12 protein-coding genes are annotated in these 12,560 nt (G+C 42.4%); 7 read left to right on the top strand and 5 right to left on the bottom strand.

Annotated features, from left to right (window positions below):
* Positions 1-117: 117 nt before the first annotated feature.
* Entirely contained in the window at positions 118-552 is a 435-nt protein-coding gene (zur, locus tag ACSLUR_RS18125) for a zinc uptake transcriptional repressor Zur (protein ID WP_116015529.1), read from the bottom strand.
* A gap of 177 nt (positions 553-729) precedes the next feature.
* Between zur and ACSLUR_RS18120 the strand changes: the two genes are divergently transcribed.
* Complete coding sequence (locus ACSLUR_RS18120) at positions 730-978, top strand: DUF6482 family protein (RefSeq protein ID WP_448556702.1); 249 nt, start codon at positions 730-732, stop codon at positions 976-978.
* 92 nt (positions 979-1,070) lie between these two features.
* On the opposite strand, the gene ACSLUR_RS18115 is transcribed toward ACSLUR_RS18120, so the two are convergent.
* The 3 genes from ACSLUR_RS18115 to ACSLUR_RS18105 all read right to left on the bottom strand — a co-directional run bounded on the left by ACSLUR_RS18115 (position 1,071) and on the right by ACSLUR_RS18105 (position 4,449).
* Complete coding sequence (locus ACSLUR_RS18115; protein WP_448556701.1) at positions 1,071-2,327, bottom strand: hypothetical protein; 1,257 nt, start codon at positions 2,325-2,327, stop codon at positions 1,071-1,073.
* A 377-nt stretch (positions 2,328-2,704) separates the two neighbouring features.
* Positions 2,705-3,670, bottom strand: coding sequence for a siroheme synthase (locus ACSLUR_RS18110; protein ID WP_115998769.1), 966 nt, complete (start codon positions 3,668-3,670; stop codon positions 2,705-2,707).
* On the bottom strand, positions 3,670-4,449 hold the full coding sequence (locus tag ACSLUR_RS18105; protein ID WP_448556700.1) for a substrate-binding periplasmic protein: 780 nt from the start codon (positions 4,447-4,449) through the stop codon (positions 3,670-3,672). The genes ACSLUR_RS18110 and ACSLUR_RS18105 overlap by 1 nt, the downstream gene beginning before the upstream one ends.
* 108 nt (positions 4,450-4,557) lie before the next feature.
* On the opposite strand from ACSLUR_RS18105, the gene prmA reads away from it, so the two are divergent.
* From prmA to purD, 6 genes are all read left to right on the top strand, one after another.
* Complete coding sequence (gene prmA / locus ACSLUR_RS18100) at positions 4,558-5,439, top strand: 50S ribosomal protein L11 methyltransferase (protein WP_448556699.1); 882 nt, start codon at positions 4,558-4,560, stop codon at positions 5,437-5,439.
* 211 nt (positions 5,440-5,650) lie between these two features.
* Positions 5,651-6,619, top strand: coding sequence for a tRNA dihydrouridine synthase DusB (gene dusB / locus ACSLUR_RS18095; protein ID WP_448556753.1), 969 nt, complete (start codon positions 5,651-5,653; stop codon positions 6,617-6,619).
* 13 nt (positions 6,620-6,632) lie between these two features.
* Positions 6,633-6,929, top strand: a complete 297-nt coding sequence (fis, locus tag ACSLUR_RS18090) for a DNA-binding transcriptional regulator Fis (RefSeq protein ID WP_115998772.1) — start codon at positions 6,633-6,635, stop codon at positions 6,927-6,929.
* A gap of 277 nt (positions 6,930-7,206) precedes the next feature.
* The gene (gene purH, locus ACSLUR_RS18085) at positions 7,207-8,832 is read left to right on the top strand and encodes a bifunctional phosphoribosylaminoimidazolecarboxamide formyltransferase/IMP cyclohydrolase (protein ID WP_448556698.1); all 1,626 of its coding nucleotides are present in this window, start codon (positions 7,207-7,209) and stop codon (positions 8,830-8,832) included.
* Between the two features lie 193 nt (positions 8,833-9,025).
* Complete coding sequence (locus ACSLUR_RS18080; RefSeq protein WP_448556752.1) at positions 9,026-9,856, top strand: class I SAM-dependent methyltransferase; 831 nt, start codon at positions 9,026-9,028, stop codon at positions 9,854-9,856.
* Between the two features lie 123 nt (positions 9,857-9,979).
* On the top strand, positions 9,980-11,266 hold the full coding sequence (gene purD, locus ACSLUR_RS18075) for a phosphoribosylamine--glycine ligase (protein WP_448556697.1): 1,287 nt from the start codon (positions 9,980-9,982) through the stop codon (positions 11,264-11,266).
* Positions 11,267-11,363: 97 nt separating this feature from the next.
* Here purD and ACSLUR_RS18070 read toward each other — a convergent pair whose 3' ends face one another.
* Positions 11,364-11,861 (bottom strand): RNA recognition motif domain-containing protein, encoded by a 498-nt coding sequence (locus ACSLUR_RS18070; RefSeq protein ID WP_115998776.1) that lies wholly within the window; start codon positions 11,859-11,861, stop codon positions 11,364-11,366.
* Positions 11,862-12,560: the final 699 nt, after the last annotated feature.

Raw genomic sequence — 12,560 nt, 5'->3', positions numbered from 1 at the left:
ATTCGTTTACGAATAGCAATATTTAGTAATTGCGGCTATTCGTACAAGAATTAGGATGAATGGCTAATTGTTATAGTGTAACGATAAAATATGTGGGGGGTTATTAAATCGTTGGGTTTAATGACAGCGTTGGCAGCGGCCATGTGCTTCAACAATTTGATGGCTAATATCAAAACCGCTGGCATCTGCCATTGCACGTAATGCGAGATCTAGGTTATTTGACTGAATTTCTTCAACGTGGCCACACTCATCACAAATAAGCAGCTGAACTGGATGGTTACAATCGCTGATGTGGTGACACATAACAAAGGCATTAATCGACTCGATTTTATGGACAAATCCTTGCTTACTTAGGAAGTCCAACGCACGGTAAATAGTGGCTGGCTTAGCACTTTGATCGGTTTTTTGTAGTTGCGCTAATAAGTCATACGCACCGACGGCACCGTCGTGCTGCGCCAATAGTTTCAGTACTTCCGCACGTGCACGCGTTAAACGAGCACCGCGTTTTTCACATACTTGTTGTGCTTGGGAGATTAAATCTTCTAAATTCATAATGTTAGTGAAACTGTTGGCAATGTTGATTAGCGTTGTTGCTTGTTGGCCAGTCTACCATAGGGATTAAGTCTTGAAAATTCTATTCAAGTAATATCATGGGCACATTGGGCTTTTTATTATTAAACGGCGTAATGACCTATTCAAAACCTATCAAAACCTAGTGAGGAAACTGAGATGGATTTACTGATCAAGTCGCTTGAAGGTAATACGTATCTTGCTGAACAGCGAGATGGCAGTAGTAGTCACCTAGTATTGGATAAACATAACAGGCCGCTGCGTTTTCAAAGTATCACCAGTGTTCGCGAACACTTTAGCGATCACAGCTTTGAACAAGTTTGGCTGGAGCACCAGAGCGCTTACGATGAGATGTGTGGCATGCAAGCACCCGCTGAACCTTTGCTTATGCCGCTGCGCTGGAAGTAGTTTTTAGTTTTAACAAGAAAGGCTGCCATTAGTGCAGCCTTTTGTTTTGTCAGTGGTTTCTTGTTGAGTAAAAAACTTAAAGTTACTTGAAGCTAGATACGGCTTTCAAACGTTCTGGTTTTGTTCTTGCCATCGTTTTGTGAAAACTGCGTAATACCGCGTTTGCCTTTAACCGAGTGTAGATTGTTAATGTATTTCTTCCATTGACGCTGGCTGAGGTAACCAATATGGATATCTGGCTCCTGTCTTACCCCAGTAATAATTGGGCCGTCAACTATGGTGGCAATAATGTAGTCTTGGAAATTCTTGCAGTACATATTTTTCACGGCTCTTGTACCATGCTCTTCAAAACTAGTTTCCAAGCCAATTTCAAATTCGTCGTCGCACTTTGCCCAAAAAATTCGTTCAAGACGCTCAAGCGTTCTATCAAATTGGTAGACGTTTGGCATTTTTAGGGTTTTTTCATAGAAGACTAAGGTGTTATCTGAGTTCAGGAACCAAAGATCATATCGGCCTTCATCACATTTCATTTCATACTTGGTAATGGCTTTGAGATCTAAACCCGGCATCACCGAAAAGTTCATATTGTAGTTGGTTAAACCAAAGTTACTGTTAGTAGAGGTTTCTGGAAAGAAGTGATCAACCAAGGCTTCTTTTCGCGGTGCCAGCGTTTTGGTGATCGGAAAACTATAGTCGGGCATTTGGCTAATTTTACAGTTTTCAATAAGCGATAATAACTCGTTCTTTTTTGCCCCTAAGGGCACATTGTCTATCGTAAAATCACCATCTGAACTCGGTACCAAAGTAAGTTTCTTTTTCAGCGAGTTTTTTTCACGGGCGATCAAGTAGTCATCAAAGTATTCAAAATTTTGGGCACTGGCATCTTCTTTAGCAACGCGATAAACCTCCAGTGGAAAGCCATAACTTTTAGCTAGCTGTAAATCACGTTTATAGCTTTGATAATCTGGATAGTCGTAAGACTGCGCTTCAAGATGTTGCTGATACGCTAGGTAATCATCGAATCCAGCTTGCTTAGCATTAACCATAATGGCTTGGTACTTGGTTAACTCAAGCTCATGCCTGGTTGCTCGTTGCAATTCTTGCTGGTAGCTTTGATAGTTATCATAACCATATTGGTTTGCTAGCTTGAGCTTGTTGTCAAAGTCGTTGTAGTAATAAAGTGGCACATAGCCTAGAAGGCCAACAATAAGATACGTAAGTGCTCGAGAACGACTTGAGATACCAATTGCGCTGTTTATCTTGTTGGTCAGTGGCGCATAGCTATTTATTAGAAAATAAATAGTCAGTACGGCTAAAATCGCCGCAATAGTAACTACAGTAATACTCATTTGTTCAACCCTGTATGATGTCCATTACTAATACAGATCCATGTTGCTAGCTTGTTAGCTTGTCTATATCAATTGTTGAGTTTGCTGCGTGCCGTGGCGGCTCCAGCTTTATCGTTATTGTTATCGTGTCAGCAAAAAGAGATACGTTGCTTTCATCACTACTACCAATTTCAATGACGGTTCGATCATTTAAGTTGGGTATCAATATCCAACTCATTAATTCAATTGGTATAAGCAACTTATGTTAACAATAAATTACATTTTCGCAAGCCAGTGTATTGACTTTTATTTGAACGAGGGCTAAGCGCCTGTTTAAGACGCTTAAATCAAGATATGTGTAGCTAAGGTGTAGTGTAGAGAAATACAGGTAAGAAGAGTTAGCTGCCGCACACGAACGTTTGCTTGAGTATGGTGCTTTCCTGCAATGCTTTGTTGGCAGGCAGCGGCTCATAGCCGTCTAAAAAGTAGATAACGCGATTGCCCCGTTCTGCTAGTTCAATTGCGTGCTGATAATTCACACTAATACTAGAAGCAATCGATTGCGGGTACTTTTCCGCATCACGACGCACATATTCCAGTAATTCTAAATTAACTTGCTCATCATAAAACACCGCGTCCGCAAATTGACAAGCTTTGTGAATCGCTAACGTCATGTTGTCTGGGTTACCTGTCATGGTATGAACAAAGGTAATACTGCCTTGCTGTGGTGGTATTTCGCTTTTTAAGCTAGTGAATAGTTGTTGCTCTGCTTCGGTTACTCGCCCCGATAAAATATTCTCACCGATACTGCCTCGCAATGTGTTTTCCCAAAATTGGCGGCGATTAGACAAGCCCTTGACACGTGCTTTGACATGATCTCGAAACTTGAATGAGAAATCTGCCAGTTTGCCGTAAGCGGCGGGCATAATGCGTTCTATTTGTTCGCGCAGCATTCTAACTAGAATTGGTGCGCTTCCTGAGCTTGAGATAGCCACTATCATCGGATCACGGTCAATGATGGCTGGCGTGATATATGAGCATAGGTCTGGTTGATCAACGACATTCACTAACAAGCCAAGGCTGCTTGCTTCTTCTTGTACTTCAGCATTGACATGTGGGTCGTCTGTTGCGGCGATAACCATTGACAAGTCGTTCATATGACCCGGCTCGTAGGCGTGTGCAAGCCATGTTAAATCGTGTTCCTTAATTAAACGTTGCACGGTTGGATTGAGCTTGCTGCTCATTACCGTGATGTTTGTGGTCGACTTTAATAGCAATTCAATTTTACGGGCGGCAACTTCGCCACCCCCAATGACCAATGCGCGGATAAAACGTGCATCTAAAAAAACGGGAAAATATTTCATCAATCAGCCAATTGCCACTTCTGTAATATCGCCAGATATTGTCCGCTTTGTTTTAACTTTTCCAGTGCTTTTTGCAATTTTTTAATGATGATAGGGGAGGTATTCAAACTGGCAGCAAGGTAATGCCCTTGTTGAAGGTCATCTAAAATCAAAGCTGACTCTACCGCTTGAAATGCCTCGTGGCTTGTTTGTTGCTGCGCTTGCCACATAAATTTATTTGCTGTGATGTAATCAACTTTTCTTTCTAAGAGCGCCAGCCACGCACTGGCGTAAGAAGAATTCAGCAAGATGTTATGGTCATCAGTAAACCCCTTAGCTTGCAAATACTGATGAATAATATCTGAGCGATGAACGCCAATGCGGTACTGTTTGGCTTGTTCTAATGTCGAAATAGTGAGTTCCGGTCGCGACTTTAAACGCACCAAATGCACACTATCGTTTACCAAGGGGAACAGCCAGTGAAATCTCCCTTCTCTGCTGGGGGTGCGAACAATAGAGAAAATTAGTGTATTTGCTTGCTGTTGTGCGATTTGATAAGCGCGAGCCCAAGGGTAAAATTTGATTTCCCCTTCAATTTCACTGTCGTTAAGAAGGCGCTCAACAATTTCTACCATCGCCCCGCTGGGAGGTTGGTTCGGCACATTTATCTGCAATGGTGCTAAGTGCTCAGTAACAATCTGCACTTTAAGTTGCTGGCTAAAGCTTAAACTAGAAAAGCAAGCAAACGCTGCTGCAACTATCAGGGCGATTGGCCAACCTTGCTTTGATTTGTCCATCATATCCTACTTATATATACGGCTATTATCGTTAAGGGATAGTAGAGAGTATTACTTTCTACAGGCGATGAATGATAAACTTTAGTATAAATGTTCTGACAGAGATACCCAATGCCTTGGATACAATTAAGGTTACAAGCCAATGAAGAAACGGCTGAAAAATACAGTGACTGGTTAAGCGCTGCTGGCGCACAAGCCGTTACCTTTATTGACGCGCAAGATACGCCAATTTACGAACCCTTACCGGGCGATGAAGTGATTTACTGGGCTAATACTGTAGTCATGGGCTTGTTTGATGCTGCACACGATATGGAAAAGGTCATTAGTTACCTTAAATCTATTCACCCAGAAAAAGCCGAAATGGCGTATAAGCTAGAGCAATTAGAAGACAAAGACTGGGAACGAGAGTGGATGGATAACTTCCATCCCATGAAGTTTGGTGAACGTTTATGGATTTGCCCTAGCTGGCGCGAAGTGCCGGATCCTGAAGCCGTAAACGTGATGCTTGACCCTGGCCTTGCCTTTGGTACGGGTACGCACCCGACAACTGCATTGTGTTTAACTTGGCTAGATGGTTTAGACCTCACCGATAAAACGGTCGTCGACTTTGGTTGTGGCTCAGGCATTTTATCACTGGCTGCGCTTAAACTTGGCGCGAAAAAAGTGATTGGTATTGATATTGACCCACAAGCGCTGCAAGCCAGTCTTGAAAATGCTAAACGCAATGGTTGTGAAGACCGACTTGAGCTTTATTTACCTAAAGACCAACCCAGCCTGAAAGCTGATGTAGTTGTTGCCAACATTCTGGCTGGCCCATTAAAAGAGTTAGCGCCAACGATAATCGAGTTTGTTGGTGACAAGGGTTTACTGGCACTTTCTGGCGTATTGGAAAATCAGGCGCCGGAATTACAAACGATTTACGGGCAGTGGTGCACCATGGATCCAATTCAGGTGCAAGACGAGTGGGTCAGGCTTTCTGGGGTTTGTAGCTAAAAATAGAGCAGATACTTCAGAAAAAAAGTCAAGCAGAAAATTGTGCAAAGTTGATAACTTTTGTGCATTTTCTGCACGTTTAAAAATTAACTCAAAAGTCAATATTAAAAAATCAAAAAAAAACAAAATTTGTTCAATTTATATCCTTTTCAATCCTAAAAAAAACACGTAAACTGTGCGCCCTTTTGACCAAGAGCTCAAAAAAGCAGCAGTGAAGATAGGCAGCTACCAGCTAAAAAGTAAGGCAATGCTTGCGCCAATGGCGGGCATTACCGATAAACCGTTTAGACAATTATGTTGTCAGATGGGCGCTGGTTTGGCGGTATCTGAAATGGTGTCGGCGAACCCTAAGGTCTGGAATACAGAAAAATCTAAGTTACGAATGGTACATAGCGCGGAAGCGGGTATTCGTTCTGTTCAGATTGCTGGTTCTGACCCTCAGGAGATGGCGTTTGCAGCTCAGGTTAATGTGCAAAACGGTGCCCAAATTATTGACATCAATATGGGGTGCCCAGCCAAGAAAGTAAATAAAAAACTCGCCGGTTCGGCGTTGCTTAAAGCCCCAGATCAAGTAGAACAAATTGTTCAGGCTGTAGTCGAAGCGGTGGATGTGCCAGTAACGCTGAAAATACGAACGGGTTGGTGTGAAAACACGCGCAATGGTATTGAAATTGCCAAAATTGCTGAACACAACGGTATTCAATCGTTAGCTGTTCATGGTCGAACTCGTTGTGACTTTTATAAAGGTAATGCCGAGTACCAAACGATTAAGGCAATTAAAAAAGCAATTTCGATTCCTGTTGTTGCAAATGGTGATATTACTTCTGCGCAAAAAGCCGCAGAAGTACTCGAATTCACCAATGCAGATGCGATCATGATTGGTCGCGCTGCCCAAGGTAGACCGTGGATTTTTCGCGAGATTAACCATTATCTCGACACAGGTGAGGTACTACCTGAGCCTTCAATGGAGGAAGTGCGCTCAATATTATTGGGACATGTAGGTGATTTACACCAGTTTTATGGTGACTTCATGGGCGTGAGAATCGCTCGTAAACATGTGTCTTGGTATATGCAAACGCACGACCAGGGTAAAAATTTTCGATCAAGTTTTAATGGCCTCGAGTCAACTAGCGAACAGCTCGAAGCGTTAAACATGTATTTTGATAACTTAACTAGATAAGAGTCTGAACTTTATGTTTGAACAAAATATTTCTTCTCCTTTCATTACCAATGTAACTGATATTCAGCAGCAAACTACGAAGGCGTCACCACTACGCACTCAAGCGAAAATCGCTATCAAAAACTACTTATCACAATTGAACGGTAATGATGTTGACGATATGTACGAATTAGTACTATCTGAAATCGAAGCGCCAATGCTAGAAGAAGTAATGACTTACACTCGCGGCAACCAAACCCGCGCAGCAAACTTGCTAGGTATCAACCGCGGTACACTTCGCAAGAAATTGAAAAAATACGGTATGAACTAATATCGCATTATCAGAAAGCACCTTAGGGTGCTTTCTTTGTTTTTGGCACTTGGAAAAGTGAACCAATCAGTCAGCATTTGAACTGCTAGACTAAAAGCGCAAAACGTGAACGCACTGAGCGCAAGAAAGTAAGAAGAAATAGAAGTAGAATTTAAATCGCAGGAGCGACAGCCACTAGTTGTTTATCACGAGACAAGATAAACAATTATCGGTTTTGCCACGGATATATGTCACAGGCCAGACTACATCACTAAAGATACAGGTAATAGAAATAGCAATGGATACCCCACGCCCAATCAAACGTGCACTACTAAGTGTTTCTGATAAAACTGGTATTGTAGAGTTTGCGCAAGCACTTGCGCAAAAAGGTGTTGAACTACTCTCTACTGGCGGCACGGCAAAATTACTTGCCGATAATGGTATTAACGTCACTGAAGTGTCTGATTACACCGGTCACCCTGAAATAATGGATGGCCGTGTTAAAACGCTTCACCCAAAAGTGCATGGCGGTATTTTAGCGCGTCGTGGCACAGATGAAGCTGTGATGGCAGAGAACAACATCGATGCCATTGATATGGTGGTGGTAAACCTATACCCATTTGCTAATACCGTCGCTAACGATGATTGTTCACTAGAAGATGCCATTGAGAACATCGATATCGGTGGCCCAACCATGGTACGTGCTGCGGCTAAGAACCACAAAGACGTGACGATTATTGTTAACGCCCATGACTACAATCGCGTATTAGCAGAAATGGGTGCCAATAGTGACTCGCTTACCTACAAGACCCGTTTTGATTTAGCGATTGCGGCTTACGAGCACACGGCAAGTTATGATGGCATGATCGCTAACTACTTTGGCCAAATGTTGCCAGCGTACGCTAAAAACTGTGAAAAGCGTGACAACACTGCTGAGAGCGAAGTTGGCTTTGACAACAAGAATAAATTCCCACGCACCATCAATAGCCAATTCGTCAAAGCGCAAGATTTGCGTTACGGCGAAAACTCTCATCAAGACGCGGCGTTTTATGTTGAAGCACAGCCAGAAGAAGCATCAGTTGCTACCGCGAAACAAATTCAAGGTAAGGCACTGTCATACAATAACATCGCTGATACAGATGCAGCGTTAGAGTGTGTGAAAGAATTCGACGAGCCAGCGTGTGTTATCGTCAAGCATGCTAACCCGTGTGGTGTTGCAATTGGCGATAATATTTTAGCTGCCTACGAAAGTGCCTATACAACCGATCCAACCTCAGCATTTGGTGGCATTATTGCCTTTAACCGCGAGTTAGATGCTGACACCACGGAAGCGATTATTTCACGACAGTTTGTTGAAGTGATCATTGCACCGAAAGTATCAGAAGCTGCAGCGCAAATTGTTGCCGCAAAGCCTAATGTTCGTGTTCTTGAATGTGGTCAGTGGCAGTCACAAACCACAGGGTTAGATTACAAACGTGTTAACGGTGGATTATTAGTACAAGATCGCGACCAAGGCCGTGTTACTGATGATGAGCTGAAAGTTGTCACTAAGCGTCAACCGTCAGCAGAAGAATTACGCGATTTAAAATTCTGCTGGAAAGTGGCTAAGTACGTAAAATCAAACGCCATTGTTTACGTGAAAAACTCAATGACGATTGGTGTTGGCGCTGGTCAAATGAGCCGTGTTTATTCAGCGAAAGTGGCCGGCATTAAAGCTGCGGATGAAAATTTGGAAGTGGCGGGGTCAGTTATGGCGTCTGATGCTTTCTTCCCATTCCGTGATGGCATTGATGCGGCAGCAGAAGCAGGCATTACTGCCGTTATTCAACCGGGTGGCTCAATGCGTGATGAAGAAGTTATCGCAGCGGCTGATGAGCACGGTATGGCGATGGTATTTACTGGTATGCGTCATTTCCGTCATTAATGCCATATCCGTCTTTAATTCAAGGCGGCAAACTATTTCAGTTGGTTAGCTAACTAACTGAAATAGTTAAAGTGCTGGTTTCCAACGACAAGTGGCAACCAGCTTCACTGAATCTTTTAACGAATTCTGCTATAACTTTACGGGTCTAGTTATTATCACTTACAACCCTTGTTATGGAAGAACTATGAACACAATAAAAACAGTACTCAGCGCTTCACTTATTTCACTGACTATGGCGTCATTGCCTGCAATGGCACATACCCATGAATCTCACGGTAAACAAGCCGCAACTAGCTTTGAGCTAATGAAAGCAATTAACGGCGATCACCGTAGTGCCAAAAACAAAGCGCGTGATGTTTACCGTAATCCAAAAGAAACATTAGCTTTCTTTGGTTTTAAGCCAGACATGACCGTAGTAGAAATGGCACCTGGTGGTGGTTGGTACACTGAAATTCTTGCTCCTGCGCTAAAAGCCAACGGTAAGTTTTACGGTGCTCACTACCCAGATACCGGTGAAGATAACTATTTCAGCAAATCTCGTCGCCGTTTAGAGCAAAAAATGGCGAGTGATGAAGTATTTAGCAAAGTAGAGCTAACTAACTTCACGCCACGAGTTGCCTCAGAAATTGCTCCGGCAGGAACAGCTGACCTTGTTTTAACATTCCGTAACCTACACAACTGGGGTGAAGAAGGTGTGCTGCAAGTGTTTAAAGATGCACATAAAGCACTTAAAAGCGGTGGTGTACTAGGTGTTGTTGAGCACAGAATGCCAACCAGTCAAAAATGGGAAGAAAACAAACGCAGTGGTTACTTCCCTGAACAAATGACGATTGATTTAGCAGAAAAGGCAGGTTTCAAATTAGCGGCGAAAAGCGAAGTTAATGCTAACCCGAAAGATACTGCTGATCACCCGAAAGGCGTTTGGACGTTGCCACCTGTATTACGTTTAAAAGAGCAGGATAAAGAAAAGTACTTGGCGATCGGTGAAAGTGACCGTATGACGCTGAAGTTTGTAAAAATGTAAATCTTTACAATGTAGATCTTTATATTGGTAAAGATTAACCCTTTAAGAAGAGTATTGAGTTTTAAAGCATTTAACAAAACACTCACTACTCTTCTTTATTATTTTAGTTAGGAAAAGTTATCAATGAATGTATTAGTGATTGGCAGTGGTGGTCGTGAACATGCCCTTGCATGGAAGGCGGCGCAATCTACTAAAGTCGAAAAAGTATTTGTCGCACCGGGTAATGCGGGTACCAGTACAGAAGATAAACTGGAAAATGTTGCAATCTCAGTTGGCGATATTCTAGCATTAGTGACTTTTGCTAAACAAAATAAAATTGCGCTAACCATTGTTGGCCCAGAGCAACCATTAGTTGATGGTGTAGTTGATGCATTTCAGGCCGAAGGTTTAACTATTTTTGGTCCGTCAGCTAAAGCGGCGCAATTGGAAGGTTCAAAGGCATTCACCAAAGACTTCTTAGCGCGCCACAACATTCCAACTGCAGCCTATGCTAATTTCACGGAAATTGAGCCAGCATTAGCTTATGTTCGTGAGCAAGGTGCACCTATTGTGGTTAAAGCTGACGGCTTAGCGGCAGGTAAAGGTGTAATCGTTGCGATGACACTTGAAGAAGCGGAAGATGCGATTAAAGATATGCTGGCAGGTAACGCTTTTGGCGATGCTGGCCATCGCGTAGTTATCGAAGAATTCTTAACAGGTGAAGAAGCAAGCTTTATTGTCATGGTTGACGGTAAAAACGTATTGCCATTTGCTACAAGTCAAGATCATAAGCGTGCATATAACGAAGACAAAGGCCCAAACACAGGTGGTATGGGCGCATACTCTCCAGCACCTGTGGTAACACCGGCAATTCATGATCGCATTATGAAAGAAGTGATCATGCCAACAGTAGAAGGCATGGCAAAAGAAGATGCACCATACACTGGCTTTCTATACGCAGGCTTAATGATCGCAGAGGATGGCACGCCAAAAGTAATTGAATATAACTGCCGTTTTGGTGATCCAGAAACTCAACCTATCATGATGCGTTTGCAATCAGACCTTGTTGAATTATGTACAGCTGCATGTCAGGGCGAATTAGCGGGTAAAGAGATCAACTTTGATCCTCGCGCTGCAGTAGGGGTGGTTTTGGCCGCTGGTGGTTACCCAGGTAGTTATAACAAAGGTGATGTAATTTCAGGCTTGGAAATCAACACAGCAAACGATCGTAAAACGTTTCATGCTGGCACTGCGTTGAAAGACGAACAGGTAGTAACTGCAGGCGGACGGGTGTTATGTGCAACTGCATTAGGTGAAGATGTTACAACAGCGCAAAAGGCGGCGTATGAACTGTTACACCAAATAAGCTGGGATAATGTCGAATTTAGAACCGATATTGGATATCGTGCAATCGCGAGAGAGCAAGACTAAGTAAGCACAAAGAGATGTAACAATAAAAAGCCCGGTTATTCATACCGGGCTTTTTGTCTTTATTGGTTTGTGTCGCTAGGCTAGAGAAGCTTAGGTATTATTGAACGCTGCTTTCTGTTCTTTCCGGTCGCTCTTTCGCTTCTCTGACTTTCAGTGTGCGTTGTTGAAACTCTGAATCATTTAACGCCGAAATCGCACCTGCTGTATCTGCGGCAGCCATTTCAACAAATCCAAAACCTCTGCGTTTACCAGTATGCTTATCTTTCATTAAACGCACAGAATGAACTGCGCCATGCGCGGAGAACAATGTTCTGACCGCTGCTTCATTTGCCCGGTAAGGTAAATTACCAACATAAAGCGTTTTGATATCCCCATTAATACCAGAAGCAGAATTATTGTTAACCTGCTCGTCAGCGCTTTGGCTAGCACTCTGTTTATTGAGTAATGACGAGATAATATTTGCAACCAACGCACCTAATGCTGCACTTACTGCAATAGTAGGTGCGTCCTTACCGAGTGTGTTGGCAACCAGAAAAGCAATAACCCCCATAACAATAGCTAAAGCAAATGCTGTAATGACTTGAGAAGACTTCATAAGTTATACCTGAAATTATTATTGTAAAAATTGTATAAATACAAAGCTATGTTACCCAGCTTTATCGATAGTGCAACTTTAAGTTATTAAGCCTACCGATCTCTTTGCCCAGAGGAATGCTTGTGCAACCCTGTTTTCTAGTAATTATTAAGTGTTTAGAAGCGAAAGACAGCGTAACTCGTTATTTATAAACATTCCTTGGAATAAAAGTTTTATTTTTAATGGTCGAATTAAGGATCTACTTTTTAATCCCTAAAGATTATAAAAGCAGCGTTTTAGGGGCAGGATCCTTTTTAAAACCCAATAAAACACGGGTTTTGTACAATAAGTGTGCGAACGGTAAAATAATTGAAAATAGTGCTTGATCCTTTTCTCAAAGTGTCTAAAATGCGCCACATCTTCAACGGGGCAGCCCAACGAAGTGTTTTGATAAGTTTAGTGAGCAAGTTTGCTGAGTAAACGGGTCAGATAACTTAGAAAAATGAATTAAAGATTTTTTCAAAAAGTTGTTGACATCAAAACTAGGAAGCGTAAAATGCGCATCCGCTCTCAACGAGAGAGCAGCCACAAAACACGAGTGCGATGTTTTGTTTGAATCGAAAGATTCAGTTCTTTAACAATTAGTTATCATGCAATTTGTGTGAGCATTCACATGATGTTGATTTTACAAATAAGCAAACTTCGGTTTGCCAAAATTAA

Source organism: Thalassotalea montiporae (assembly GCF_053485855.1).
Note: the sequence above shows the minus strand (reverse complement) of the source record. Positions and strands in the feature narration are given on the sequence as shown.

Bases quoted from the DNA above. Each gene is read 5' to 3' on its own strand.
- ACSLUR_RS18110 (WP_115998769.1), bottom strand. From the start codon at position 3,670: ATGAAATATTTTCCCGTTTTTTTAGATGCACGTTTTATCCGCGCATTG.
- prmA (WP_448556699.1), top strand. From the start codon at position 4,558: ATGCCTTGGATACAATTAAGGTTACAAGCCAATGAAGAAACGGCTGAA.
- purH (WP_448556698.1), top strand. From the start codon at position 7,207: ATGGATACCCCACGCCCAATCAAACGTGCACTACTAAGTGTTTCTGAT.
- zur (WP_116015529.1), bottom strand. From the start codon at position 552: ATGAATTTAGAAGATTTAATCTCCCAAGCACAACAAGTATGTGAAAAA.
- purD (WP_448556697.1), top strand. From the start codon at position 9,980: ATGAATGTATTAGTGATTGGCAGTGGTGGTCGTGAACATGCCCTTGCA.
- ACSLUR_RS18105 (WP_448556700.1), bottom strand. From the start codon at position 4,449: ATGATGGACAAATCAAAGCAAGGTTGGCCAATCGCCCTGATAGTTGCA.
- ACSLUR_RS18115 (WP_448556701.1), bottom strand. From the start codon at position 2,327: ATGAGTATTACTGTAGTTACTATTGCGGCGATTTTAGCCGTACTGACT.
- ACSLUR_RS18120 (WP_448556702.1), top strand. From the start codon at position 730: ATGGATTTACTGATCAAGTCGCTTGAAGGTAATACGTATCTTGCTGAA.
- ACSLUR_RS18070 (WP_115998776.1), bottom strand. From the start codon at position 11,861: ATGAAGTCTTCTCAAGTCATTACAGCATTTGCTTTAGCTATTGTTATG.
- fis (WP_115998772.1), top strand. From the start codon at position 6,633: ATGTTTGAACAAAATATTTCTTCTCCTTTCATTACCAATGTAACTGAT.